This is a genomic window from Streptomyces sp. NPDC002176, assembly GCF_044903645.1.
In the GTDB taxonomy this organism is placed as follows: domain Bacteria; phylum Actinomycetota; class Actinomycetes; order Streptomycetales; family Streptomycetaceae; genus Streptomyces.
Genome location: NZ_JBJDQW010000003.1, coordinates 586,949 through 612,728 on the forward strand (window position 1 = coordinate 586,949; position 25,780 = coordinate 612,728).

The following is a 25,780-nucleotide window of genomic DNA, read 5'->3' on the forward strand; positions in this document are numbered from 1 at the left end:
GGGACGGACCCGGCGGCACATGCGCGCGTCCCGATAAGGCAGTCTTGTCCACGTGCCCGAACCCGAATCCCACCCCGGCGACCCCGCAGGACATGTCGTCCACCCGCACACCGCGACCCTGAGGCGGCTGGAGAAGTCCTCCGGGAATCTCGCCGCGCAGGCCATCGCGCGGATGGACGACACCCTGCCGTGGTACCGGGCCATGCCCCCGGAGAACCGGTCCTGGATCGGACTCGTGGCGCAGGCCGGTATCGCCGCCTTCACCGAGTGGTTCCGGCACCCCGAGGCGCCCCAGGCCATCTCGACCGACGTCTTCGGCACCGCGCCCCGTGAGCTGACCCGCGCGATCACGCTGCGCCAGACCGTGGAGATGGTGCGCACCACCATCGAGGTCATGGAGAGCGCCATCGACGAGGTGGCCGCGCCCGGCGACGAGCGCGTGCTCCGCGAGGCGCTGCTGGTCTACGCCCGCGAGATCGCCTTCGCCACCGCCCAGGTCTACGCCCAGGCCGCCGAGGCACGCGGTGCCTGGGACGCCCGGCTGGAGTCCCTGGTGGTGAACGCGGTGCTCAGCGGCGAGGCCGACGAGGGCGCCGTGAGCCGGGCGGCCGCGCTGGGCTGGAACTCGCCGGAGCACGTCTGCGTGGTGCTCGGCACCGCCCCGGACGGGGACAGCGAGCTGACCGTGGAGGCGATCCGGCGGGCCGCCCGGCACGCCAAGCTCCAGGTGCTCACCGGGGTCCTCGGGGACCGGCTGGTGGTGATCGCGGGCGGCAGCTCGGTGCAGCCGCTGAACGTGGCCAAGTCGCTGATCGGGCCGTTCGCGCCGGGTCCGGTGGTGGCGGGGCCGGTCATGCACGACCTCCAGGCCGCGACCCGGTCCGCGCAGGCCGCGGCGGCGGGGCTGAAGGCGTGTACCGCCTGGCAGGACGCGCCCCGGCCGGTACTGGCGGACGATCTGCTTCCGGAGCGCGCCATCGCGGGTGATCCCAGTGCGCGCGAGCAACTGGTGGAGGAGATCTACAGACCGCTGGAGGAAGCGGGCTCGGCGCTCCTGGAGACCCTGAGTGTCTACCTGGAGCAGGCGAGCAGCCTGGAGGGCGCGGCGAGGATGCTCTTCGTTCACCCGAACACCGTGCGCTACCGGCTGCGACGTGTGACTGACGTCACCGGCTGGTCGCCCTCCGATGTACGATCCGCCTTCACGTTGCGGATCGCCCTGATCCTGGGGCGGCTCACCGATGGGGAGTCCCAGCCCTAGCCTTTTGTCGGGGGCCCACAAAAGCCTTCCGAGTTATTCGTCCCTGTCCCCACGGGCGGCTGCGGCCGTCTCCAAGAGAGAGTGTGAGAGTGCTCGTACTCGTCGCTCCCGGCCAGGGTGCCCAGACGCCCGGCTTCCTGACCCCCTGGCTCGAACTCCCCGGTGCCGCTGACCGCGTCGCCGCGTGGTCCGACGCCATCGGACTGGACCTCGTCCACTACGGAACCCAAGGCGACGCGGACGCGATCCGCGACACCGCCGTGGCGCAGCCGCTGCTGGTCGCCGCCGGACTGCTGTCCGCCGCGGCACTGGGTGACATCGCGCCGGGCGCGGTCGCGGGCCACAGCGTCGGCGAGATCACCGCCGCCGCCTTCGCGGGCGTGCTGGACGACATCTCCGCCCTGAACCTGGTCCGCAAGCGGGGTCTGGCCATGGCCGACGCCGCCGCGATCACCGAGACCGGCATGTCGGCGCTGCTCGGCGGCGACCCGGAGGTCTCCGTCGCGCACCTGGAGAAGCTGGGCCTGACCCCGGCCAACATCAACGGCGCGGGCCAGATCGTCGCCGCGGGCACGCTGGAGCAGCTGGCCGCGCTGATGGAGGACAAGCCGGAGGGCGTCCGCAAGGTCGTCCCGCTGAAGGTGGCCGGTGCCTTCCACACCCGTCACATGGCGCCCGCCGTCGAGACGCTGGCCGCGGCCGCGGCCGAGCTGGCTCCGGCGGACCCGAAGGTGACCTACGTCTCCAACAAGGACGGCGGTACGGTCGCGTCGGGCACCGAGGTGCTCCAGCGGCTGGTCGGCCAGGTCGCCAACCCGGTCCGCTGGGACCTGTGCATGGAGACCTTCAAGGAACTGGGCGTCACCGCGCTGATCGAGGTGTGCCCGGGCGGCACCCTGACCGGCCTGGCCAAGCGCGCGCTGCCCGGTGTACGGACGCTCGCCCTGAAGACCCCCGAGGATCTCGACGCGGCGCGCGCGCTCATCGCCGAGACCGCGACTCCTGCCGCTGACGCGGCGGGCGCCTGACAAGGAGCCCATGCCAATGGCGAAGATCAAGCCCAGCAAGGGCGCCCCGTACGCGCGCATCCTCGGGGTCGGCGGCTACCGTCCGACCCGGGTGGTGCCCAACGAGGTGATCCTGGAGACGATCGACTCCTCCGACGAGTGGATTCGTTCCCGCTCCGGTATCGAGACCCGGCACTGGGCGGGCCCGGACGAGACGGTCGCCGCGATGTCGATCGAGGCGGCGGGCAAGGCGATCGCGGACGCGGGCATCGCCGCCGAGCAGATCGGCGCCGTGGTGGTCTCCACCGTGTCGCACTTCAGCCAGACCCCGGCCGTGGCCACGGAGATCGCGGACAAGCTGGGCACCGACAAGGCCGCCGCGTTCGACATCTCGGCGGGCTGCGCGGGCTTCGGCTACGGCCTGACCCTCGCCAAGGGCATGGTGGTGGAAGGTTCCGCCGAGTACGTGCTCGTCATCGGCGTGGAGCGGCTCAGCGACCTGACCGACCTGGAGGACCGCGCGACGGCCTTCCTGTTCGGCGACGGCGCGGGCGCGGTCGTGGTCGGTCCGTCCCAGGAGCCCGCCATCGGCCCCACCGTGTGGGGTTCGGAGGGCGACAAGGCCGGGACCATCAAGCAGACCGTGCCGTGGGACCGCTTCCGGATCGGCGACGTCTCCCAACTCCCCCTGGACAGCGAGGGGAACATCAAGTTCCCCGCGATCACCCAGGAGGGCCAGGCGGTGTTCCGCTGGGCCGTGTTCGAGATGGCGAAGGTCGCCCAGCAGGCGCTGGAAGCGGCCGGGATCTCCTCGGACGACCTGGACGTCTTCATCCCGCACCAGGCCAATGTGCGGATCATCGACTCGATGGTGAAGACTCTGAAGCTGCCGGAGCATGTCACGGTCGCCCGTGACATCCGCACCACCGGCAACACCTCGGCCGCGTCGATCCCGCTCGCCATGGAGCGGCTTCTGGCGACCGGCGAGGCGAAGAGCGGCGACACGGCGCTCGTCATCGGTTTCGGGGCGGGTCTGGTCTACGCCGCCACGGTCGTTACCCTCCCCTAGGCACTCCGTGCCGGGCCATCCGGTCCGCTGCGGGGAAAAATGCCAACAATTGTCTGAACATCGAAGAACACCGAAGAAGGAGAGCGCCTGACATGGCCGCCACCCAGGAAGAGATCGTCGCGGGCCTTGCCGAGATCGTGAACGAGATCGCCGGCATCCCCACCGAGGACGTCCAGCTGGACAAGTCCTTCACCGACGACCTCGACGTCGACTCCCTGTCCATGGTCGAGGTCGTCGTCGCCGCCGAAGAGCGCTTCGACGTGAAGATCCCGGACGAGGACGTCAAGAACCTCAAGACCGTCGGTGACGCCACCGAGTACATCCGCACGCACCAGGCCTGAGTCACCCCTCGGTCCTAGCTGCTAGGCCCCGCCACCCGGCGGTGGCGCCGTAGATCCCGCATCTGTTGGAGAAAGAATTCCCGTGAGCCCGACCAATCGCACCGTGGTCGTCACCGGTATCGGCGCAACCACACCGCTGGGTGGCGACGCAGCTTCCACCTGGGAGGCCATGCTGGCCGGCCGGTCCGGCGTCAGCCGCCTCGAGCAGGAGTGGGCGGCCGAACTGCCGGTCAAGATCGCCGCGCAGATCGCCGTCGAGCCGGGTGAGATCATCCCCCGGCCGCAGGCCCGAAAGCTGGACCGGTCGGCGCAGTTCGCGCTGATCGCCGCTCAGGAAGCCTGGAAGGACGCCGGTTTCACCGCCAAGGCCGGTGAGGACCAGTCCGTGAATCCCGACCGGCTGGGCGCGGTCGTCGCCTCCGGCATCGGTGGCGTGACGACCCTCCTGGACCAGTACGACGTACTCCGGGAGAAGGGCGTACGCCGTGTCTCCCCGCACACCGTGCCGATGCTGATGCCCAACTCCCCGGCGGCCAACGTCGGCATCGAGCTGGGCGCGCGCGCCGGTGTGCACACCCCGGTCTCGGCCTGCGCCTCGGGCGCGGAGGCCATCGGGTACGCGATCGAGATGATCCGCACCGGGCGTGCGGACGTGGTCGTGGCCGGTGGTACCGAGGCCGCCATCCACCCGCTTCCCATCGCCGCCTTCGGCAACATGATGGCGATGTCCAAGAACAACGACGACCCCGAGGGCGCCTCCCGCCCCTACGACGCGGGCCGTGACGGCTTCGTGCTCGGTGAGGGCGCCGGTGTGATCGTGCTGGAGTCCGAGGAGCACGCCAAGGCGCGTGGCGCCCGGATCTACGCCGAGGCGGTCGGCCAGGGCATCTCCGCCGACGCCCACCACATCACGCAGCCGGAGCCCTCGGGCAACGGCATCGCGCAGGCCCTGCAGAACCTGCTGGACTCCACCGACCTGAAGCCCGCGGAGATCGTGCACGTGAACGCGCACGCCACCTCGACGCCCCAGGGTGATGTGGCGGAGATCAAGGCGCTGCGGAAGGTCTTCGGCGACGACGTCGACCACATGGCCATCTCCGCGACCAAGTCGATGACGGGTCACCTGCTGGGCGGCGCGGGCGGTATCGAGACCGTCGCGTCCATCCTGGCCCTGGTGAACCGGACGGCCCCGCCGACCATCAACGTCACCGAGCTGGACGCGGAGGTCAACGCGGATGTCGTCGTCGGCGAGCCGCGGCAGCTTCCCGAGGGCCGGATCGCGGCCCTGAACGACTCGTTCGGCTTCGGCGGCCACAATGTCGTTCTGGCGTTCCGGACGGTCTGAGTCGCCGTAAAGCTGTGATGGCCCGGTCTCCTTCGGTGGAGGCCGGGCCATTCGCCGTTGATGGATCTTCTCGTCGCCGGGTGCGGGTGCGTCGTGGCTTGTCGCGCAGTTCCCCGCGCCCCTGGGGTCGGCTGCCCTTGACCCCGTCGAAGAAGCTCGCTCACACCACCTGGTGCAGCCAGCGGACCGGGGCGCCCTCGCCAGCGTGGCGGAAGGTCTCCAGTTCGTCGTCCCAGGGCTTGCCGAGGAGCTTGGACAGTTCGGCCTCAAGGTCGGTCTCGCCCTGTCTGCTGCGCTGGAGGGCGGCGCGGAGGCGGTCCTCGGGGATGAGGATGTCGCCGTGGATGCCGGTGACGGCGTGGAAGATGCCGAGTTCGGGGGTGCAGCTGTAGCGCTCGCCCTCGGCGGCGGCGGAGGGCTCGGCGGTGACCTCGAAGCGGAGCAGCTGCCAGCCGCGCAGCGCGGAGGCGAGCTTGGAGGCGGTGGCCGCCTCGCCCTGCCAGGAGAACTCCGAGCGCCAGGTGCCGGGGGCGGCGGGCTGCCTGATCCAGTCGAGGCTGACGCGCGTGCCCAGCACCCCGGCGATGGCCCACTCGACATGCGGGCACAGCGCGCGCGGCGCGGAGTGCACGTACAGAACTCCACGTGTCGTCACCGGAACCTCCGGGCTGAGCGGGACATCTTGCGGGCTGGCGACGCGGCCGTGACGCGACGGCCGCGTTGATGGCGAGGCTACCCTGCGGGGATGCAAGGAGTGTGACGTACCGTCGGTCCCGGTGCCAGGAATCCTCTGCCATTCACCCAGGGGGACGCTTGTACGGGGGTGTGCCGTTCCCGCCCGGCCGGACGGGAACCCTCGCACGTTGTGAAGGGTGGGCGTACCGGCGGTCGGTGCGCGGACGAGCGAGGGGACCTGCGGGGATGCGGAAACCAGGCCACCGGGCGCGAGCCGTGCTCGCGGTGCTGACGGCGGCCGTGCTGGCGACGGGGTGTGACTCCATCCGGGGCGGCGGCGCGGGTACGGGCGTGTCCCGGCCCTCCGCGAAGCCCTCGCCGGTGTGGGACGCGCACCCGGACTCGATCGCGGCGGTGGGTGATTCGATCACCCGTGGCTTCGACGCCTGCCAGGTGCTGTCGGACTGCCCCAGCGTCTCCTGGGCGACCGGCGGCGACGCGGCGGTGGACAGTCTGGCGGTGCGGCTGCTGGGCACGCAGGGGGCGGCCGAGCGGGGCTGGAACTACGCGGTGACCGGCGCCCGGATGGCGGACCTGCCCGGCCAGCTGGCGCAGGCGGCCACGCGCAGGCCGGAGCTGGTGACGGTGATGGTGGGCGCCAACGACGCCTGCCGTCGCTCGGTGTCGGCGATGACCCCGGTGGCGGACTTCCGCAGGGACTTCGAGCGGTCGATGGCGGCGCTGCGCGAGAAGCTGCCGAGGACGCAGGTGTACGTGGCGAGCGTGCCGAATCTGCTGCGGCTGTGGTCGGAGGGGCGGGCCGATCCGCTGGGCAAGGAGGTGTGGAAGCTGGGCATCTGCCCCTCCATGCTGCGCGGCGCGGACGATCTGACCGAGGCGGCGACGGTGCGCCGGGAGGAGGTCCAGCGGCGGGTGGAGGCGTACAACGCGGTGCTGGCCGAGGTGTGCGCGAAGGACGAGCGCTGCCGCTCCGACGGCAACGCGGTCTTCGACTACCGCTTCGGCACCGGGCAGTTGAGCCGGTGGGACTGGTTCCATCCGAGCCGGGACGGTCAGGCGAGGCTCGCCGAGATCGCGTACCGGACGGTCACGGAGAGCGGACCGTGACCTAAGGTTTCCCACATGGGCGAACTTTTCGGCACACTTTCCGACGGGACCCCGGTGCACCGCTGGACGCTCGAGCGCGGTGGGGTACGGGTCCGGGTGCTGTCGTACGGCGGGATCGTGCAGTCGGTCGAGGTGCCGGACCGGGAGGGGCGCACCGCTGACGTGGTGCTGGGGTTCCCCTCCGTCGAGGGCTATGTGGACCATCCGGGGCCGTATCTGGGCGCGTTGGTGGGCCGGTACGCCAACCGGATCGCGGGCGGCCGGTTCCCGCTCGACGGGCTGACGTACGCGCTGGCGGTGAACAACGGGCCCAACTCGCTGCACGGCGGTGAGCGTGGCTTCGACCGGTACGTGTGGGAGGCGGAGCCGGTCGCGCACGGGGTGCGGCTGAGCCGGGTCAGCCCGCACGGCGAGGAGGGCTTTCCGGGGCGTCTGGAGGTCTCCGCGACGTACACGCTGGACGAGCGGGGCGCGCTGCGGATCGCCTACGAGGCGGTGACGGACGCGCCGACGGTCGTGAACCTCACCAATCACTCGTACTGGAACCTGGGCGGTTCGGGGCACGCGGGCGGTCAGGAGCTGCGGCTGGACGCCTCGCGGTACACGCCGGTGGACGACGGGCTGATCCCGGTGGGCGAGCCGCTGGACGTGACGGACTCGCGCTTCGACTTCCGCGTCTCCCGCAAGATCGGCTCGGGGTACGACCACAACTACGTGCTGGACAAGGGTGTGACGGCGGCGGCCGAGGAGGTGGCCGAGCTGTACGACCCGGCGTCGGGGCGGGTGCTGACGGTGGCGACGACCGAGCCCGGCCTCCAGCTGTACACCGCCGACCATCTGGGCGCTCCGTTCGCGCCGGGCGACGGGATCGCGCTGGAGACCCAGCACTTCCCGGACTCGCCCAACCGTCCGGACTTCCCGACCACCCGGCTGGAGCCGGGCGAGGTGTACCGCTCCGCGACGGTGTACGGCTTCGGGACGCGCTGAGCCGCCCCGGACGCATTCAGCCCCGGTCCGGGGGTCAGGTTCCGGGACCGGGGCTGATGTCGACGGTAGTCCGCGCCGGGCGGCCGGGGCTGCGGTTCGGGGGTCCGGGCGGCTTCCCCTACGAACCCTTCACGCGCGGGTCACGAGTTCGCCGCGTCGGCCGCCCCGCGGGTTCAGGCGGTGATCGGCTGGTCGCTCTCCGACTGCTCCTCCGCGCGGGGTTCGCCGAGGAGGTCGCGGGTGAGGAGGGTGGCCCCGGCGACCGCGCCGGGCATCAGGAACACCGCGACGACGGGCACCAGGAAGGCGAGGCCCAGCGGGACGCCGAAGCCCCAGGCGAGCATCTTGCGCGAGCGCAGCAGGGTGAGCCGGGCGCGCAGGTCGACGTCCCGGCGCTGGAGGGCGACGGCGGTCAGCTCCTCGGTGAGGAAGAACCCGGTGACGAAGAAGCCGAGGACGGGGACGACGGTCTGGCCGACGACGGGCAGGAAGCCGAGCGCGAAGAGCAGCACGCCCCAGACGCAGGCGCGCACCAGGATGCGCAGGCTGTCGCGGGCGGATATCCACAGCTCGTGCCCCATGGACCGGTCGGAGCTGGGCGCGGTGCCGTCGGGCGAGACGTCGGCGTCGGTCCGCTCGGACAGGCTCTCGTAGAAGGGCTGGCCGATCAGCAGGGTGGCCGCGGTGAAGGTGAGGACGGCCAGCAGCAGGCCGAGGGCGAACAGGACGACGGCGAGGAAGCCCCGGAACACGCCCTGCCAGGGGCTGGACCAGTCGTCGGCGAACGGGGTCGCCCAGGAGACGGCGTCCGTGCCCCACAGGGCGAGCGCGACCAGCGCCGCCGTGTAGAGGACGAGTGTGATCAGGCCGGGCAGCAGCCCGAAGCCGTACTGCCGTCCATGCCGGGCCACCCACCGCTGACCGGCCAGGAGATACCGGAACCCCACCCCGAAGTCACGCATGCCGGGGACTTTACCCGGAGCCCCGTGTTTCAGGCGTCCAGCATCCGGCGCAGCAGGTCGCGCAGGGAGGAGCGTTCGGCGGTGGAGAGGCCGGCCAGGGGTTCGCGGGCGAAGCGCAGGCCCTCGCGCAGTTCGCGGGCGACCCGCTGGCCCTCGTCGGTGGCGGCGGCGAGCTTGATCCGGCGGTCGGCGGGGTCGGGGCGGCGCTCGACCAGGCCGCGCGTCTCCAGCCGGTCCACGATCCCGGTCACGTTGGACGGCTCGCACTTCAGCCGGTGGGCGAGCTTGCGCATGGGCAGCGGCTGCAGGGCGAGGAGGCTGAGCAGGCGGGCCTGGGGTCCGGTGAGGGTGTGGGTGGCCGCGGCCTCCTCGTAGTCCGCGTGGAAGCGGGCCACGACGTCGCCGATCAGCTCGACGACCTCCATGGTCAGGGGGTCGGCGGCGCGGTGACGGGCGGCGGGACGCGGCGGCTGGGTGGACATGCCGTCCAGGATACCGGGTTACTTGACATCATGAAATATTCAGGCGCATGGTTGTTTCAGGTACTGAAGCTTTTGAGGAAGAAGGTCGACCCCCCATGTCCGACTCCCCCACCCTTCCCGCCGTGAGCCGCGAGTGGCAGCTGCTGGAGCGCCCGGTCGGCTGGCCGAAGCCCGAGGACTTCGCGCTCGTCGAGGTGCCGATGCCGGTGCCCGGCGAGGGCCAGGTGCTGGTGCGGAACGAATACCTCTCGGTGGACCCGTACATGCGGGGCCGGATGAGTGCCGCGAAGTCCTACGCCCAGCCGTTCGGGCTGGGCGAGCCGATGGAGGGCGGCGCGGTGGGCGTGGTCGTCGCCTCCGACTTCGACGGCATCGAGGTCGGTGACCACCTGCTGCACTTCCTCGGCTGGCGCGAGTACGCGGCGGTGGACGCGAAGAAGGCCGTCAAGGTCGACCCGGACGCCGCGCCGCTCTCCACGTACCTCGGGGTGCTCGGCATGACCGGCCTGACCGCGTACGCCGGTCTGCTGCGCACCGCCGGGTTCAAGGAGGGCGACGTCGTCTTCGTCTCCGGCGCGGCCGGTGCGGTGGGCAGCCAGGTCGGGCAGCTCGCCAAGCTGAAGGGCGCCTCGCGGGTCGTCGGCTCGGCCGGGTCCGACGACAAGGTCCGTCTGCTGGTGGACGAGTACGGCTTCGACGCCGCGTTCAATTACAAGGACGGCCCGGTGGGCGAGCAGCTCCGCGAGGCCGCCCCGGACGGCATCGACGTGTACTTCGACAACGTCGGCGGCGACCACCTCCAGGCGGCCATCGCCGAGCTGAACCTGCACGGCCGGATCGCCATCTGCGGCGCGATCTCGGTGTACAACAACACCGAGCCCGCCCCCGGCCCGAACAACCTCACCCGGCTGATCCAGACCCGCGGCCGCATCGAGGGCTTCCTGGTCGGCGACCACTACGACCTCCAGCCCGAGTTCGTCCGCGAGATCGCGCCCCTGGTCGCCTCGGGCGAGCTGAAGTACCGCGAGACGGTCGTGGACGGCATCCAGAACATGGTGGAGGCGTTCCTCGGGATGCTGCGCGGCGAGAACACCGGGAAGATGATCGTCAAGCTCTGAGCCCGGCCCGGTGACTTCTCGCCGGTACCGGTCGTTGGACCTCGCGGAGGCCGCATCCCTGGACGTGGGGTGCGGCCTCCGCCATGTCCCGCGGTGACTCTGCTCAGCCGCCGAGCGCCGCCCGGTGCACCGCGGCCGCCAGCCGGTCGTTCTCCGGGGCCGCGCCGCCGGGGTGGGCGAAGCGGCGGCGGGTGTAGCCGTAGGCGAGGCCCGCGCGCGGGTCGGCGAACGCCTGCGAGCCCGCCGCGCCGCAGTGGCCGACGGTGCCCGCGCCGAGGAACGGGTGCCAGACCTCAGCCGTGCACTCGAAGCCGAGGCCGAAAACCCCGTGAGCACGGTTCACCAGGTCATGTCCGGCCGAGTGCGGCTGCCCGAACTCCGCGAGGGTGTCGCTCTTCAGCAACGGCGCCTTCTCGTCGACCTCGCTGATCATCGCCGCGTACATCCCGGCCAGACCGCGCGCCGAGGCGACGCCGCCCACGGATGCCGGGCCGCTCGCACGGACGGCGCGGTCGTTCGGCAGCGACGGCAGGTCGGTGGGGATCGGGGCGTGCTGGTTGACGGCGATGGACGGGAGGGAGTGCGGGCCGGTGCGGCGCAGCTCGGCCTCCGCCTGCTGGGCCGGGGTGGGCATCATCGGCTGGGTGCTGCGGAAGCGGGGCTCGCGCGAGGCGGGCAGACCGAGGTGGAAGTCCAGCCCGTAGGGGACGCGGACCCGCTCCTCGTACAGCTCCTGGATGGTGTGGCCGGTGGCCCGGCGGACCACCTCGCCGGTGAGGGCGCCCATCGTCAGCGCGTGGTAGCCGAAGGCGGTGCCGGGGCGCCAGAACGGGCGCTGGTCGGCGAGGCGTTCGGCGAGCGCCCGGTCGTCGGCCAGCTCGGCCGCGCTGAAGCCGGTGTCGGTGCCGACGAGTCCGGCGCGGTGCGCGAGCAGGTCGCGCAGGGTCAGGGCGCCCTTGCCCTCGACGCCGAACTCGGGCCAGTAGTAGGTGATCTTGCGGTCCAGTTCCAGGGTGCCGTCCTGGACCAGGAGGGCCGTGACCAGGTGGGCGGCGCCCTTGGTGGAGGAGAAGACGCCGTACAGCGAGCCGCCGTCGACGTCCTCACCGGCCCACAGGTCGACGACCCGGCGGCCGTCCACATAGGCGCACAACTGGCCTTCGTAGTCCGGCTGTTCACCGGCGACGAAGGCGGTGAACTCCTCGCGGACCGCCTCGAACCCGTCGGCGACCGTGCCCTGGACGGTGCTGTTCTGCCTCATCCGTTCTCCTCAACTGAGCCGCTGCTCGCTGCTCCTCCTCGCACGGCGCCGGGCCCGGCCGACGCATTCCGAGGTCGTGTACGGCGAGATGTACCTGTTCGACTCAACCGCCGCGGGGCCCGCTCGGTCGCCTACCCGCGACCTGGCCGCCCACCACAGGTCATGACGTTCGCCGGGAGCGGTCCGGCATGACCTAGGCGCACCACCACAGGAAGCGGTCGCAGGTCTTGGTGGGAGTGGGGGCCGGGGTGGGTTTCGAGGTGGTGGGGGCCGCGGTGGGGGTGGGGGTGGCTTTGGCGGGAGCGGGGTCGGCGGGGGCCGGGGCCGTGTTCCGGGGGGTGGTGGCGGCCGGGCGCTCGGTGGTCGGTGTGGACGACGGGGTCTCGGACGCCGTCTCGCTCGCGGACTCGGACGGCGACGCGGAGGGCGAGTCCGACGGTGAGGCGGAGGGGCTGCCGGTGCTGGACGCGCCGGGCGAGGCGTCGGCGCGCGGGGCGCCGGTCGGGTCCGGGGAGGCGTCGGAGGACGCGCCGCCGTCCGGGGAGGCGTCGGAGGACGCGGGCCGGTCGAAGGAGAAGGGCGCGTCGGTGCCGAGTTCGGCGAGGCTCAGCGCGGCCGCCGCCAGCACGAACCCGGTCACCACCAGGAGGGTGCGGCGCCTGCGGCGGCGGTGCGCGGCGGCCTTGCGGTCGCGGCGGCTGCCGTCGAAGGCGGGGCCGGGGGCGTCGGACGGGCCCTCGGGGGCGGTGTCCTCGGGGGCGGTGGGTTCGGTGGGCGGCTCGTACGCGCCGCGTCGGTCGGCCTGCCGGGGCACCTTCGGCTGTTCGGGGGCGGGCGGGGCGTCCTGCCCGTAGGGGGCGGCGGGGGTGCTCTGCCCGTAGGGGTCCGCCGCCGTGCCCGCGGGGACGGTGGCGACCGGCGTGACGGCTGTCAGCACGGGAGCGCCGCAGCCGGGGCAGGCCAGGGCGCCGTTGAGGTGCCGTCGGCACGGGTGGCAGTAGTCCATGACGCGGGAAGACTAGGTTCCACTCGGGTCACGTTCCTAGATGCCGCTGTGAAGGTTTGGTGCGGGAGAGACGCCTGCGTACACGCCTTTGCCGGAACCGTTACGTGTTCGACCCATTGACACCCCCCGCACCCCCTCCCTACTGTCACGCCAGCATTTCGAACGCATGACGAAATTTCGAACACCGAGGGGTGGACGGGCGTGCGTATCACCGGAATCAGCACCCATGTGGTCGGCACACCATGGCGCAATCTGACCTATGTGCAGGTCCACACGGACGAGGGGCTCACCGGGGTCGGGGAGACCCGAATGCTCGGCCATACGGACGCCCTGCTGGGCTACTTGCGGGAGGCGGAGGCCAACCACATTGCGGGCTCGGACCCGTTCGCCGTGGAGGACCTGGTGCGCCGGATGAAGTACGGCGACTTCGGGCGGGCCGGGGAGATCGTGATGTCCGGGATCGCGGTGGTCGAGATGGCCTGCTGGGACATCAAGGGCAAGGCACTCGGCGTACCGGTGTGGCAGCTGCTCGGCGGGAAGGTCACCGACCGGGTCAAGGCGTACGCGAACGGCTGGTACACCACCGAGCGCACCCCGGAGGCGTACCACGAGGCGGCCCGCGCGGTGGTGGCGCGGGGGTACCGGGCGCTGAAGATCGACCCGTTCGGCACCGGCCACTTCGAGCTGGACCACGAGCGCTCGCGGTACGCGGTCTCCCTGATCGAGGCCGTACGGGACGCGATCGGGCCGTACACCGAGCTGATGCTGGAGATGCACGGCCGCTTCTCCCCCGCCACCGCGATCCGCCTCGCCCGCGAGCTGGCGCCCTTCGACCCCGCCTGGCTGGAGGAGCCGGTGCCGCCGGAGAACCTGAAGGCGCTGGAGAAGGTGGCCGGGAAAGTGGACGTCCCGGTCGCCACCGGGGAGCGGATGCACGACCGGATCGAGTTCCGGGAGCTGTTCGAGAGCCAGGCGGCGGACATCATCCAGCCGGACGTCGGCCACATCGGCGGCATCTGGGAGACCCGCAAGCTGGCCGCGACCGCCGAGACCCACTACGTCCTCGTCGCCCCGCACAATGTGGGCGGCCCGGTCCTCACCGCCGCCTCGCTCCAAGTCGGCTTCAGCACACCGAACTTCAAGATCCTGGAGCACTTCAACGATTTCGCGGACACGGAGATCAAGAACGTGGTGAAGGGTGCCCCCGAGGTGGTCGACGGCTACTTCCAGCTCTCCGACGCCCCCGGTCTCGGCGTCGAGCTGGACACCGACGCGGCCGCCGAATTCCCGCAGCAGCAGGCCCGGTTCGACCTGTGGGCCGAGGGCTGGGAGCGGCGGCGGCCGAAGGGGACGAAGTGAGCGTCCAGGTGGCGGTCGAGGCGCCGGGCGCACACCGGCTGGAGCCGCACACACCCCGCCCGCCCGGCCCCGGCGAGGCGCTGGTCGCCGTGCACGCGGTGGGGATCTGCGGCAGCGACCGCGAGCTGTACCGGGGCAACCGGCCCGCGCCGTACGTGCGTTACCCCGTGGTCCCCGGCCATGAGTGGTCCGGCACGGTACGGGAGGTGGGCGCCGGGGTGCCGGAGCGGCTGGTCGGCCGCAAGGTGGTCGGCGAGGGCTTCCGCAACTGCCAGGTGTGCGCCCGCTGTCACGCGGGCGAGACCACGCTGTGCGAGGCGGGGTACGAGGAGACCGGCTTCACCCACCCCGGCGCGATGGCCCCCACCCTCACCCTGCCCGCCCGGCTGCTGCATTCGCTGCCCGACGACGCCGACCTCACCGCGGCCGCCCTGCTGGAGCCCGCCGCCTGTGTCGCGGCCGCCGCCCTCCTGGCCGACGCCCGGCCCGGCGAACGGGTCGCGGTGGTCGGCACGGGGACGCTGGGGATGCTCGCGGTGCGGTTCCTCGCCGCGGTCTCGCCGAGGGAGCTGCTGGTGGTGGGCCTGGACCGTGAACGGGAGGCGCTGGCAAAGGAGTTCGGCGCCACGGACTTCGCGCTGAGCGGCCCGGATCTGCCCGGCGGCTACGACGTGGTCATCGAGGCCGCGGGCTCCGCCGAGGCAGCCCGCACGTCCGCCGCGCTGCTCCGGCGCGGCGGGCGCCTGGTCCTGACCGGCATCCCGGCGCCGGGCGCCGTCGGCCTGGACCCGGCCGACCTCGTCCTGCGGCGACTGGAGGTGCGCACGGTCTTCGGGGCGCCCCCGGCCGCCTGGGCGCACGCGGTGCGGCTGTTCGGCGCCGGGCTGCTGGACCCGCTGCCCCTGGTGTCGCACCGGCTGCCGCTGACCGAGTTCGCGCGTGCGGTGGAGACAGCCGGGCCCGGAAAGGTGCTGCTGCTGCCCTGACATGCACTTTTCCGGCCGAAGTTCCGAACCCTGTCCGGCATACCGAACACGAAAGGCAGCCCGTGACCGACCTTTCCGCTCCGGCAGTCCGCAGGCCCGGTGAGCAGGCGCTCGCCGCTCTGGGGCTGGCCGCGCCCGCCCCCGACCCCGCCGACGCCTCCCCGCACCGCTTCCCGGGCGGCGGGAGCTGGCGTACCGAGATCCCGTCGTGCGAGGGCCCCGAGGCGCTGGCCGTCGTGCTGGCCGAGGCGGCGCGGCTGGACGTGCCGGTGCACCGGATCAGCCAGGGCAGCGGCGTCTGGATGCTCACGGACGCCGAGATCACCGAGATGGCCGGGGCGACCCGCGAGCGTGGCATCGAGCTGTGTCTGTTCACCGGGCCGCGCGGCACCTGGGACACCGGCGGCGCGGTGCGCTCCGACTCGGGCGGCGGCGGCCCGCGCGCCCGGGGTCACGACGCGGTGGCCGGTTGTGTCGAGGACGCGGTCCGCGCGACCGAGCTGGGCGTGCGCTGCCTGCTGGTGGCCGACGAGGGCGTGCTGTGGGCGCTGCACCGGGCGCGGGAGTCTGGGGTGCTCCCGGCGGACACCACGCTGAAGGTCTCCGCGCTGATCGGCCCGGTCAACCCGGTCTCCTACGCGGTGTTCGAGCGACTGGGCGCCGACTCGATCAACGTGCCCGGCGATCTCACCCTCGCCCATCTCACCGAGATCCGCCGGGTGTCCGGCGCCCCCATGGACATGTACATCGAGGCACCGGACGACCTCGGTGGCCAGGTACGGATGTACGAGGTGGCCGAGCTGATCCGGCGCGGCGCCCCGCTGTATCTGAAGTTCGGCCTGTCCCGCGCGCCCGGCATCTATCCCTGGGGCGCCCACCTCCGGACCGTCGCCCTGGACACCGCGCGGGAGCGGGTACGGCGCGGCCGACTGGTCCTCGACCTGCTCGCCCGGCACGGCGCGGACCACGGCATGGCCCCGCTCGGCACCCGCCTCCCCGGCCCCCTGCACCGCTTCCCCACGACCGCGTGACCCCGCTCCACCGCACGGCCCGACCCGCTCAACGCCGAGACGAACAAGGACGGTTCCCCATGCGCGACCGGTACACCGCACGCCCCCGCAGAGTCGCCCTCGCCGCGACCGCCGTACTCGCCCTCACCCTGACCGCCTGCGGGCAGAGCGGGGAGGGCGGGAGTGACGACAAGGGCGGTGACGCGAAGGGCGGCACCATCGGCGTCGCCATGCCGACCAAGTCCTCCGAGCGCTGGATCGCGGACGGCGCCAACGTCGTCAAGAACCTGCGCGCCAAGGGCTACCGGACCAAGCTGGTCTACGGCGAGGACGACCCGGACCAGCAGGTCGCCCAGATCGAGAACCTGATCACGCAGGGCGTCAAGGGCCTGATCATCGCGGCGATCGACAACAAGTCCCTGAACAACGTGCTCCAGGAGGCCGCCGACGCCCACATCCCGGTCATCGCCTACGACCGGCTGATCCTCGGCTCCAAGAACGTCGACTACTACGCCTCCTTCGACAACGAGAAGGTCGGCGAGCTGCAAGGCACGTACATCACCCACAAGTTGGGGCTGGACAGCGGCAAGAAGGGGCCGTACTCCCTGGAGTTGTTCGCCGGGTCCAACGACGACAACAACACCAAGTACTTCTTCGGCGGCGCGATGAAGGTGCTCCAGCCGTACATCGACAAGAAGCAGCTCGTGGTGAAGTCCGGGCAGACCTCGCTCAACCAGGTCACCACGCTGCGCTGGGACGGCACCACCGCCCAGCACCGCATGGAGGACGTGCTGACCTCGGCGTACCGGTCCGGCCGGGTCGACGCGGTGCTCTCGCCGTACGACGGCATCTCCATCGGCATCCTGTCCGCGCTGAAGTCGGACGGGTACGGCGGGAAGGGCAAGCCGCTGCCGGTCGTCACCGGGCAGGACGCGGAGCTGGCCTCGGTGAAGTCGATCATCGCCGGGGAGCAGACGCAGACCGTCTACAAGGACACCCGCAAGCTCGCCGAGGTGGCCGCGAACATGGTCGACGCCACCCTGGGCGGCAAGAAGCCCGAGGTCAACGACTCCAAGACCTATGACAACGGTGCCAAGGTGGTGCCCGCCTACCTCCTCCAGCCGGTCAGCGTCGACAAGGGCAACTACCGCGAGGTGCTGGTCGACGGCGGCTACTACACCGAGTCCCAGCTCAAGTGACGGCGGCCATGACGGGACCCGTCCTCGAGATGCGCTCGATCGTCAAGACGTTCCCCGGCGTCAAGGCCCTCTCCGACGTCACCCTGACCGTCCGGCCCGGCGAGGTGCACGCCATCTGCGGGGAGAACGGCGCCGGGAAGTCCACCCTGATGAAGGTGCTCTCCGGGGTTCATCCGTACGGCAGTTACGAGGGCGAGGTGCTCTTCGAGGGCGAGGAGTGCCGGTTCCGGGACATCCGGGCCAGTGAGCGGCAGGGCATCGTCATCATCCACCAGGAGCTGGCGCTGGTGCCCTATCTCTCCCTCGCGGAGAACCTGTTCCTCGGCAACGAGCACGCCCGGCGCGGTCTGATCGACTGGACCGAGACCCTGCGGCACGCCACGAAGTTGCTGCGCCGGGTCGGCCTGGACGAGCATCCGGAGACCCGGGTCGCGGACATCGGGGTCGGCAAGCAGCAGTTGGTGGAGATCGCCAAGGCGCTGGCGAAGTCGGTGCGGCTGCTGATCCTGGACGAGCCGACGGCCGCCCTGAACGACGAGGACAGCGGCAAACTCCTGGATCTCATACTGGAGTTGAAGGCCCAGGGCATCACCTGCATCGTGATCTCGCACAAGCTGAACGAGATCCGCCGGGTCGCCGACTCGGTGACCGTGCTGCGCGACGGCCGCTCGGTGGAGACGCTGGACGTGCGGGCGCCGGAGACCACCGAGGAGCGGATCATCGCGGGCATGGTCGGCCGCGACCTCGACCACCGCTTCCCCGAACGCCCGCCGCACCAGGCGGAGTCGGGCGCGGCACCGGCGCTGGAGGTGCGCGGCTGGACCGTGCGGCATCCGATCGACCGGCAGCGCAAGGTCGTCGACGACGTGTCCATCGAGGTGCGCCGGGGCGAGATCGTCGGCATCGCCGGGCTGATGGGCGCGGGCCGCACCGAGCTGGCGATGAGCGTGTTCGGCCTCTCCTACGGCCGGTACGCGGGCGGCACGGTGCTCAAGGACGGCCGGGAGATCCGCACCCGGACGGTGGCGGAGGCGGTCGGGCACGGGATCGCGTACGTCACCGAGGACCGCAAGCACTACGGGCTGAACCTCATCGACACCGTGCACCGCAATGTCTCGCTGACCGCGCTGGGCAAGGTGGCCCGGCGCGGGATCGTGGACGAGCACGCGGAGCGGCGGGCGGCGGAGGGGTTCCGTACCGCGATGAACATCAAGGCGCCGACCGTGCTGGAGCCGGTCGGGCGGCTGTCCGGCGGAAACCAGCAGAAGGTCGTCCTCAGCAAGTGGATCTTCGCGGACCCGGACGTGCTGATCCTGGACGAGCCGACGCGGGGCATCGACGTGGGCGCCAAGTACGAGATCTACACCGTGATCGGGCGGCTCGCGGCGGAGGGCCGGGCGGTGGTCTTCATCTCCTCCGAACTGCCCGAGCTGCTCGGCATGTGCGACCGGATCTACACCATGGCCGCAGGCCGGCTGACCGGCGAGGTGCCACGGGCCGGGGCCACGCAGGAAGCGCTGATGCGCCTGATGACCAGAGACGAAGAGGTGACGCCATGAGCGCGGACGTGACCGCCCCGGCCCCGCCGGAGCGCGGCGGGCCGCCCGCCGGGCCGGGCGTGCTCCGGCTGATGCTGGACGGCCTGCGCCGCAACATGCGCCAGTACGGGATGGTGATCGCGCTCGGCCTGATCGTGGTCCTGTTCGCGGTATGGACTGATGGGGACCTGCTGCTGCCACGCAACGTCTCCAACCTGGTACTGCAGAACAGCTACATCCTGGTACTGGCGATCGGGATGATGCTGGTGATCATCTCGGGGCACATCGATCTGTCGGTGGGCTCGCTGACCGCGTTCGTCGGGGCGTTCCTGGCGGTGCTGAACGTACGGCACGACGTGCCCTGGCCGCTGGCGCTGGTGCTGTGTCTGCTGGTGGGCGCGGCGGCGGGGGCGGTACAGGGATATCTGATCGCCTATCTCGGTATCCCGTCGTTCATCGTGACGCTCGCCGGGATGCTGCTGTTCCGGGGGCTGACGGAGATCCTGCTGAAGGGGCAGACCCTAGGACCGTTCCCGGACGGGCTGCAGAAGATCGGCAACGGCTTCCTGCCCGCGTTCGGCCCCGACACCGACTACCACAATCCAACGCTGCTGCTGGGGCTGGTGCTGATCGCGGCCGTGGTCTGGCAGGAGGTCCAAGGCAGGCGCAGGCAGCGGGAGTTCGCGCTCCAGGTGCCGCCGCTGAGGCTGTTCGCGCTGAAGCTGGCCGCGCTGGTCGCCGCGATCCTCGCCCTCACCCTGCTGCTCGCCAGCTACAAGGGCGCCCCGATCATCCTGATCGCCCTCGGCGCCCTGGTCGTCGGCTACGGGTACCTCATGCGCAACGCGGTCTTCGGCCGCCATGTGTACGCGATCGGCGGCAACCTGCCCGCGGCGAAGCTGTCCGGGGTGAAGGACAAGAAGGTCACCTTCCTGGTCTTCCTGAACATGGGCGTCCTCGCGGCGCTGGCCGGACTGGTGGTCGCCGCCCGGCTGAACGCGGCCTCGCCGAAGGCGGGCGTCAACTTCGAACTGGAGGCCATCGCCTCGTCGTTCATCGGCGGCGCCTCCATGAGCGGAGGCGTCGGCACGGTCCTCGGCGCGATCATCGGCGGGCTGGTGCTCGGGGTGCTGAACAACGGGATGAACCTGCTGAGCGTCGGCACCGACTGGCAGCAGGTGATCAAGGGGCTGGCGCTGCTGCTGGCGGTCGGCTTCGACGTGTGGAACAAGCGCAGGTCGGGGGCGTGAGGGCGGTGAAGTGGCCCGGCCCGGAACCGGGTTGAACACCGCCCCCGAGTCCTCCGTATGCATGGATGGCCCGCGTCCCCCGCGCGGGCCACCCTTCGACGGAGGTCCCCTTGCCTGACAACGTCACCTCGTTGTTCCGCAGCACCCCCGCGCACAGCCCTTCGATGGCGGCGCTGGCGCGGGAGAGCGACGGTACGGGTCCGGTGGACTTCTGCATCCCCTGCAACCCCTATTTCCCGACCCCGGCCATGTTCGAGGAGATGGCGTCCCGGCTGCGCGAGATCATCACGTACTACCCGAGCGGCGCCGACACCATCACCGCCGAGCTGTGCCAGCTGCTCCAACTGCCTCCGCAGTGCGTGGCGATGGGCAACGGCTCGACCGAGCTGATCACCTGGATCGACCATCTGCTGGTCCGCGAGTCGCTCGCGGTGCCGGTGCCGACCTTCGGCCGCTGGACCGACCAGCCGATGGAGACCGGCAAGCGGGTCGACATGTTCCCGCTGCCGGAGGCCAACGGTTTCGCGCTGGACCTCGGCCGGTACGCCGAGTTCATCCGGGCGCGGGGCACGCGGGTGGCGGTGATCTGCAACCCGAACAACCCCGACGGGGGCTTCCTGCCCCGGCAGTCGGTGGTGCAGTTCATGGACGCGATGGCCGACCTGGACCTGGTGGTGATCGACGAGTCGTTCCTGGAGTTCGCCGACGCCGAGTCGGAGCCGAGCGTGGTGCAGGAGGCGATGCTCAGACCCAACGTGATCGTGCTGCGCAGCCTCGGCAAGAACTTCGGGCTGCACGGCATCCGGTTCGGCTATCTGGTGGCTAACCCGGGCCTCGCCAACAAGGTCCGCTCGATGCTGCCCAAGTGGAACCTCAACTCCTTCGCCGAGTACGTGGTGTTCATGCTGAAGCAGCACGGCGCCGAGTACACGCAGAGCCTGCTCCAGGTGCGGCGCGACCGGCTGGAGATGGCCAGCCAGTTGTCGGCGCTGCCGGGGCTCACCGTCTATCCCTCGCAGGGCAACTTCCTCTTCGTGCGCCTCCCGCTCGGCGCCGAGGGCACCGTGGTCCGGGACCGGCTGCTCACCGAGCACCGGATCCTGGTCCGCGAGTGCGGCAACAAGATCGGTTCGTCCAGCCGCTTCCTGCGGCTCGTGGTGCGCCCCGAGACCGACGTCCACCGCCTGGTGGCCGGTCTGGAGCAGGTGCTCTACGAGCCCGCCGTGCCGGAGCTGAGTCCTGGGACCAGTTACAGCTCGGGCACCGCGGCGGTGGACCGGCTGGTCGGCGAGACCAATGGGGCCGGAGCCAGGCTGGCCGCACCGGCCGTCTCGTCCGGCTCCCCCGTGATCGCCGCCGCCCTGGCCGCCGGTACCGGTATGCCGCTCCCCGCCGCCGGGCCCCCACCGGGCGGCGGGATACCGGTACCGGCGGCCCAGCCGGTACCGGTATCCCAGCCCGCGTACCCGCCCCAGGCCGTCCCGCAACAACCCGCGCCGCAGCAGCCGGTGCCGCAGCGGGCCCCCGCCCCGCCGCCGCAGCCGACGCCCATGGCACCCCCCGCACCCATGGCACCGCCGCCGGTCCCGACACCGGCACCCGCGTCCCCGTACCCGGTGCCCGCACCGGCCGCCGCGGCCGTCGCCGCCCCCGCGCCCATGGCCGCCCCCGTCCCCGCGCCCGCCGCCGCTCTCGGCCCGACCCCGCCCGGTGTCCCGGCCCGCGGCGGCCTGACCGCCGCTCAGGTGCGCGGCATGACCGCACCGGGCACCCCCGCCGCCCCGGCGTCCCCCGGCCTCGCCCCGGCCGGCGCGACCGGCTGGCCCAACGCCCAGAGCTGGCCGAACGCGGCGGGCGCGACCCCGGCGGGCCAAATGGGTTAGGGGGTGTCATGGCCCACGCGCCCCGCACGTCCGTGCGAACCTCCGGTGCGGCGGCGATTTCCGCGCGCTTCACCGGGGCGCCATCCCCCCGTACCGGGTGATTCGCCCGCGCCGAGGGCCCCTTGGGTCGGCCGGGGGCGGGCGGGGCGTGGAGAATGGCCGGACCCACGCTCCTTATGGGGTCCGACCGGAGGACGACCTTGGCGCTCAGCAGACGTACTTTCAGTGCCCTGACCGGCTGTGCCGCGCTCGGCTTCGCCATGGGCGGCAGCGGCGGTCCGGGAGCGCCCTCGGCGTTCGCGGCCCGGAGCGTGCCGACCGGTCCCCCGCCCGCGCCGCCGCGCGCGGACGGCCGTCGGCACACCATCGGGTACGACCCGTACTCGCTGCTGGTGGACGGGCGGCGGCTGGTGGTGTGGTCGGGCGAGATGCACCCCTTCCGGCTGCCGAGCCCGTCGCTGTGGCGGGACGTGCTGCAGAAGATGCGGGCGCACGGCTTCAACACGGTGAGCGTGTACGTCTCCTGGAACTACCACTCCCCCGCGCCGGGCACCTTCGACTTCTCCGGCGTCCGTGACCTGGACCTGTTCCTGCGCACGGCGGCCGAGACGGGGCTGTACGTCATCCTGCGGCCTGGTCCGTACATCAACGCCGAGGTCGACGGCGGCGGTTTCCCCGGCTGGCTGACCGCGACCAAGGGCACCGCGCGCACCGCCGACCCCACCTATCTGAGGCATGTCGACGCGTGGCTGACGCAGGTCGACCGGATCGTCCGGCGGCACCTGTACACCCAGGGCCGGGGCACGGTGCTGCTCTACCAGCTGGAGAACGAGTACGACTCCCACGTCACCGAGGCGACCGGCCGGGCGTACATGTCCCACCTGTACAAGAAGGTGCGGGCGGACGGCATCGACGTGCCTCTCTTCCACAATGACAAGGGTCGCAACGGCTATTGGGTGCCCGGCTCCTTCGACACCGGTGGCGAGGAGGGCGGTTATCTGTACGGCTTCGACGGCTACCCCTCGCCCTCCCAGAACCCGCCGGACTCGGGGAAGTTCGGGCCGGGCGGGCCGAAGGGCGGGGCCACCGCCTCACCGAACACACCGGGTTTCGTACCGGAGTTCGGCGGTGGCTGGTTCGACCCGTGGGGTGGGGCCTGGTTCGACGGCAAGGGGTACCCGGAGGCGCGGCGCACCCGTGACTCGGCCTACGAGCGCCGCTTCTACCTGACCAACCTGGCCAACGGCCTCACCCTGCACAACGTCTACATGACGTTCGGCGGCACCAGTTGGGGCTGGCTGCCCGCGCCGGTCGTCTATACGTCGTACGACTACGGTGCGGCCATCGACGAGGCCCGCAACGTCACCGCGAAGATGGCGCCGATGCACCAGCTGGGGCATCTGTTCCAGCGGGTGCCGGACTTCGCGCGGCTCGACCGGGCGGCGGACGTGACGGTGGCGGGGCTGAAGGTCTACCACCTGGCCAACCCGGACACCGGCGCCCATGTGTACGTCACCCGGAACGACGGCACGAAGCCGGTCACCGCCGAGCTGCCGACGAACGCCGGGAAGCTGCGGATCACGGTGCCCGCGCGGGACGCCCGCATGCTGGCGACCGGGCTGCGGCTCGGCAGGCGGACGATGAAGTACAGCACCGCGCAGCCCGTGCTGTGCGTGACGGCGGGCAAGCGGGACGTCGCCGTCTTCGCGGGCCGCCGGGGCGACCTGGCGGACCTGGTGCTGGACTGCCCGCAGGAGCCGAACGTCACCCGTCTCGACCCGGAGGCGGGCTGGGCGTACGAGCGCGGTGAGCTGCACGTCGGCGCCCCGCTCGGGGAGGCCGGGCTGAGCCGGGTGCTGGTGAGCGGCGGCGGGACCGAGACGCCGCTGGTGCTGCTCTTCGCGGACGACGCCACCTCGATGCGGATCTTCCCCTACGACACCCCGTCCGGCACCCTCGTGGTCTACGGCCCCACATTGCTGCGCCACGCGGAGGTGCACGGCTCCGAGGTGCGGCTCACCGGCGACCTGGCCGACGATCCGGTGATCGAGGTGTGGGGGCCGCGCGGCATCGACACCCTGGTGTGGAACGGGCGCCGGGTGCCGACCCGGGTCACCCTCTCCGGCAGCCTGATGACCACCGGCACGCTGCCCGGCGTACCCGAGGTGCGGCTCCCGGAGCTGACCGGCTGGCGCATGCGCACCGAGAACCCCGAGGCGGGCCCCAGCTTCAACGACTCCCGGTGGCGGCGGGCGGACCGCACGACCTCGTACAGCACCACCCCGGTCCCCAAGGGCGGCCCGGTGCTGTTCGCGGACGACTACGGCTTCCACTACGGGGATGTCTGGTACCGGGGTACGTACAGCGGGGGTACCGGTATCGAGTCGGTCCGGCTCTCCTACAGTTCCGGTACCCAGGGGCTGTTGATGGCCTGGCTGGACGGGGAGCCGCTGGGCACCCACCGGCTGCCGGTGCCGGACGCGACGACCACGATCCGCAAGGGCACCTGGGAGGCGACGGCCACCTTCCCGGTGCGTCCCGAGCTGCGCACGCCCGGCCGCCATGTGCTGTCGGTGCTGGTGCGGCGCATGCAGCACGACCAGGACGGCAAGGGCGACGACACCCACAAGGCGGCGCGCGGTCTGACCTCGGTGTCCTTCACGGGGGCGGCGCCGAAGGTGTCCTGGCGGCTGCAGGGCGAGCGGGCCGTGGACCCGGTACGGGGACCGCTGAACAACGGCGGGCTGTACGGGGAGCGGGAGGGCTGGCATCTGCCCGGCTTCCCCGACCGGGACGACCGGGAGTGGGAGCCGGTCACCTTCCCGAGGGAGGAGCGGCGGCAGGGCGTGACCTGGTACCGCACCACGTTCCGGCTGTCGGTGCCGGGCGACGTGGACGCCTCGGTGGGGCTGCGGCTGGAGGACGATCCGTACCGGGCCTACCGGGCGCAGATCTTCCTCAACGGCTGGAACATGGGCCAGTACATCAACAACGTGGGTCCGCAGCACACCTTCGTGCTGCCGAACGGGATTCTGCGCACACGTGGCGCCAACACACTGGCGCTCGCGGTGCTGTCGGAGTTCACCACACTGTCCGGACCGGGCAAGGTGAGCCTGACCCTGCTGGGCGCGGCCGCCGGTGGGCTCCCGGTGACTCCGGTGCCCTCTCCCGGCCACTGAACTCCGGTAGGCACACGGGTGGTTCCGGGTTGAACGAGGCCCGCTGATCCGCATGACGTGGACACACCCGTGCGCGTACCCTCGGACGGTCCGGCGACGGCGTCGGGGGGTGAGGGAGGAGAGGGCGGCACATGGTCAGCGCGGACGCGTGGGCGCGAGCGGCACGGCTGGCCGCCCGGCTGCGTCCCTCCCGGCCGGGGCACGCGATGCGCTCGCTGGCCAGGAAACTCGCCGCCGAAATCGCCGAGTTGCCCGAGGCCCCGACGGACGTGGACGGTGTGTGCCGTGCCCTGTGCGCGGTGATGAGCGCGCGGCGCGGCGGCCGGCCGGTGGAGCTGCGGTTCGAGCACTTCCCGGACGAGATCGAGGTCACCGGGCTGTGGGTGGAGTTCCAGGACTTCGATCTGGTCATCGTGGAGGAGCGGGCCGAGGCCGTGCAGCGACTGGTCATCCTGGGCCATGAGTTGTGGCATCTGCACGCCGGGCACCGGCACCATCCGCCGCTCGGCGACGCCACCCTGGCGCTCGCGGAGGGGTCCGGCTGGGAGGAGCGGGCGCTGACGGTGGCTGCCCGGGACGGCTCCCGCGAGGCCGACGAGGCGGCCGCCGAGGACTTCGGCCACCGGCTGGCCGCCCTGTTCCGCTCCCGGCTCGGGCGTCCGGCGGAGCCCCTGGACCCCGTGCAGCGCTCGCTCGGCTATCGCGGCCGGGGCGGGGCCGCGCGGTGAGCGTGG

The 25,780-nt window shown here is 71.8% G+C and carries 22 protein-coding genes; 17 read left to right on the plus strand and 5 right to left on the minus strand.

Annotated features, from left to right (window positions below; all coding sequences use genetic code 11):
• The first annotated feature begins 52 nt into the window (after positions 1-52).
• The 5 genes from ACI2LY_RS16510 (at position 53) to fabF (ending at position 5,023) form a co-directional block, all read left to right on the plus strand.
• Complete coding sequence (locus ACI2LY_RS16510) at positions 53-1,261, plus strand: PucR family transcriptional regulator (RefSeq protein ID WP_404707741.1); 1,209 nt, start codon at positions 53-55, stop codon at positions 1,259-1,261.
• 89 nt (positions 1,262-1,350) lie between these two features.
• A complete protein-coding gene (locus ACI2LY_RS16515; RefSeq protein WP_404707742.1) occupies positions 1,351-2,289 on the plus strand; it encodes an ACP S-malonyltransferase in 939 nt (312 codons plus the stop codon).
• A gap of 16 nt (positions 2,290-2,305) precedes the next feature.
• Entirely contained in the window at positions 2,306-3,337 is a 1,032-nt protein-coding gene (locus ACI2LY_RS16520) for a ketoacyl-ACP synthase III (protein ID WP_404707743.1), read from the plus strand.
• 92 nt (positions 3,338-3,429) lie between these two features.
• Positions 3,430-3,678, plus strand: a complete 249-nt coding sequence (locus ACI2LY_RS16525; RefSeq protein WP_388993109.1) for an acyl carrier protein — start codon at positions 3,430-3,432, stop codon at positions 3,676-3,678.
• An 82-nt stretch (positions 3,679-3,760) separates the two neighbouring features.
• Complete coding sequence (gene fabF, locus ACI2LY_RS16530) at positions 3,761-5,023, plus strand: beta-ketoacyl-ACP synthase II (protein ID WP_404707744.1); 1,263 nt, start codon at positions 3,761-3,763, stop codon at positions 5,021-5,023.
• A gap of 160 nt (positions 5,024-5,183) precedes the next feature.
• Here fabF and ACI2LY_RS16535 read toward each other — a convergent pair whose 3' ends face one another.
• A complete protein-coding gene (locus ACI2LY_RS16535) occupies positions 5,184-5,678 on the minus strand; it encodes a DUF3145 domain-containing protein (RefSeq protein WP_350899801.1) in 495 nt (164 codons plus the stop codon).
• A 266-nt stretch (positions 5,679-5,944) separates the two neighbouring features.
• On the opposite strand from ACI2LY_RS16535, the gene ACI2LY_RS16540 reads away from it, so the two are divergent.
• Both ACI2LY_RS16540 and ACI2LY_RS16545 read left to right on the plus strand, forming a co-directional pair.
• Positions 5,945-6,826, plus strand: coding sequence for an SGNH/GDSL hydrolase family protein (locus ACI2LY_RS16540; protein WP_404707745.1), 882 nt, complete (start codon positions 5,945-5,947; stop codon positions 6,824-6,826).
• 15 nt (positions 6,827-6,841) lie between these two features.
• Positions 6,842-7,813, plus strand: a complete 972-nt coding sequence (locus ACI2LY_RS16545) for an aldose epimerase family protein (RefSeq protein WP_404707746.1) — start codon at positions 6,842-6,844, stop codon at positions 7,811-7,813.
• A gap of 173 nt (positions 7,814-7,986) precedes the next feature.
• Here ACI2LY_RS16545 and ACI2LY_RS16550 read toward each other — a convergent pair whose 3' ends face one another.
• Together ACI2LY_RS16550 and ACI2LY_RS16555 are read right to left on the minus strand one after the other, a co-directional pair.
• Positions 7,987-8,775: an EI24 domain-containing protein gene (locus tag ACI2LY_RS16550; protein ID WP_404707747.1), complete on the minus strand. Its 789-nt coding sequence runs from the start codon at positions 8,773-8,775 to the stop codon at positions 7,987-7,989.
• Positions 8,776-8,804: 29 nt separating this feature from the next.
• Positions 8,805-9,257 carry a MarR family winged helix-turn-helix transcriptional regulator gene (locus ACI2LY_RS16555; RefSeq protein ID WP_404707748.1) on the minus strand — a complete coding sequence of 151 codons (453 nt, stop codon included), beginning with the start codon at positions 9,255-9,257 and terminating at the stop codon, positions 8,805-8,807.
• A 95-nt stretch (positions 9,258-9,352) separates the two neighbouring features.
• Here ACI2LY_RS16555 and ACI2LY_RS16560 point away from each other — a divergent pair, with 95 nt between their 5' ends.
• Positions 9,353-10,375: an NADP-dependent oxidoreductase gene (locus tag ACI2LY_RS16560; RefSeq protein WP_404707749.1), complete on the plus strand. Its 1,023-nt coding sequence runs from the start codon at positions 9,353-9,355 to the stop codon at positions 10,373-10,375.
• Between the two features lie 103 nt (positions 10,376-10,478).
• Here ACI2LY_RS16560 and ACI2LY_RS16565 read toward each other — a convergent pair whose 3' ends face one another.
• On the minus strand, positions 10,479-11,636 hold the full coding sequence (locus ACI2LY_RS16565) for a serine hydrolase domain-containing protein (protein WP_404707750.1): 1,158 nt from the start codon (positions 11,634-11,636) through the stop codon (positions 10,479-10,481).
• A gap of 193 nt (positions 11,637-11,829) precedes the next feature.
• Positions 11,830-12,642: a hypothetical protein gene (locus ACI2LY_RS16570; protein ID WP_404707751.1), complete on the minus strand. Its 813-nt coding sequence runs from the start codon at positions 12,640-12,642 to the stop codon at positions 11,830-11,832.
• Positions 12,643-12,843: 201 nt separating this feature from the next.
• On the opposite strand from ACI2LY_RS16570, the gene ACI2LY_RS16575 reads away from it, so the two are divergent.
• The 9 genes from ACI2LY_RS16575 to ACI2LY_RS16615 all read left to right on the plus strand — a co-directional run bounded on the left by ACI2LY_RS16575 (position 12,844) and on the right by ACI2LY_RS16615 (position 25,774).
• Entirely contained in the window at positions 12,844-14,001 is a 1,158-nt protein-coding gene (locus ACI2LY_RS16575) for a mandelate racemase/muconate lactonizing enzyme family protein (RefSeq protein WP_404707752.1), read from the plus strand.
• Positions 13,998-14,987, plus strand: coding sequence for a zinc-binding dehydrogenase (locus ACI2LY_RS16580; protein WP_404707753.1), 990 nt, complete (start codon positions 13,998-14,000; stop codon positions 14,985-14,987). Before ACI2LY_RS16575 ends, ACI2LY_RS16580 begins: the two co-directional genes overlap by 4 nt.
• A gap of 62 nt (positions 14,988-15,049) precedes the next feature.
• Positions 15,050-16,018 (plus strand): hypothetical protein, encoded by a 969-nt coding sequence (locus ACI2LY_RS16585; protein ID WP_404707754.1) that lies wholly within the window; start codon positions 15,050-15,052, stop codon positions 16,016-16,018.
• 59 nt (positions 16,019-16,077) lie between these two features.
• Positions 16,078-17,196: a multiple monosaccharide ABC transporter substrate-binding protein gene (gene chvE / locus ACI2LY_RS16590; protein ID WP_404707755.1), complete on the plus strand. Its 1,119-nt coding sequence runs from the start codon at positions 16,078-16,080 to the stop codon at positions 17,194-17,196.
• A gap of 8 nt (positions 17,197-17,204) precedes the next feature.
• Positions 17,205-18,755: a multiple monosaccharide ABC transporter ATP-binding protein gene (mmsA, locus tag ACI2LY_RS16595; RefSeq protein WP_404707756.1), complete on the plus strand. Its 1,551-nt coding sequence runs from the start codon at positions 17,205-17,207 to the stop codon at positions 18,753-18,755.
• Positions 18,752-19,984, plus strand: coding sequence for a multiple monosaccharide ABC transporter permease (gene mmsB, locus ACI2LY_RS16600; RefSeq protein WP_135785786.1), 1,233 nt, complete (start codon positions 18,752-18,754; stop codon positions 19,982-19,984). The genes mmsA and mmsB overlap by 4 nt, the downstream gene beginning before the upstream one ends.
• A gap of 110 nt (positions 19,985-20,094) precedes the next feature.
• Positions 20,095-21,867: a pyridoxal phosphate-dependent aminotransferase gene (locus ACI2LY_RS16605; RefSeq protein WP_404707757.1), complete on the plus strand. Its 1,773-nt coding sequence runs from the start codon at positions 20,095-20,097 to the stop codon at positions 21,865-21,867.
• Between the two features lie 200 nt (positions 21,868-22,067).
• Entirely contained in the window at positions 22,068-25,046 is a 2,979-nt protein-coding gene (locus ACI2LY_RS16610) for a beta-galactosidase (RefSeq protein ID WP_404707758.1), read from the plus strand.
• A gap of 131 nt (positions 25,047-25,177) precedes the next feature.
• The gene (locus ACI2LY_RS16615) at positions 25,178-25,774 is read left to right on the plus strand and encodes a toxin-antitoxin system, toxin component family protein (protein ID WP_404707759.1); all 597 of its coding nucleotides are present in this window, start codon (positions 25,178-25,180) and stop codon (positions 25,772-25,774) included.
• The last annotated feature ends 6 nt before the right edge of the window (positions 25,775-25,780 follow it).